The organism is Sphingomonas sp. 10B4 (assembly GCF_035019905.1).
In the GTDB taxonomy this organism is placed as follows: Bacteria; Pseudomonadota; Alphaproteobacteria; order Sphingomonadales; family Sphingomonadaceae; genus Sphingomonas; species Sphingomonas glacialis.
This window is the reverse complement of record NZ_JASJVC010000444.1, coordinates 1-227: the sequence shown is the minus strand read 5'-3', so window position 1 is coordinate 227 and position 227 is coordinate 1. Positions and strand designations below refer to the sequence as shown.

Sequence of the window (227 nt, the reverse complement as noted above, 5' to 3'; positions counted from 1 at the left end):
GCTACAACTATATTCACGGTGAAATTTTCGCCGACTACGATCGTTTCGAAGAAGCGCTCGAAGAAGCGCGCGCCGCCGGCATGCTCGGCGATCGCATCGCCGGTTCGGAATTTTCCTTCCAACTGCATGCTTTCCACGGTTACGGTGCCGCTGGAATCTTTGGAAGGCAAAAAAGGTCAACCGCGCTTCAAGCCGCCATTCCCGGCCAGCTTCGGCCTGTATGGTAA

1 pseudogene is annotated in these 227 nt (G+C 55.5%); it reads left to right on the top strand.

Annotation, left to right across the window (positions count from 1 at the left end):
* Positions 1-227: pseudogene (locus tag QN347_RS20435) on the top strand (hypothetical protein); the annotation flags it as partial.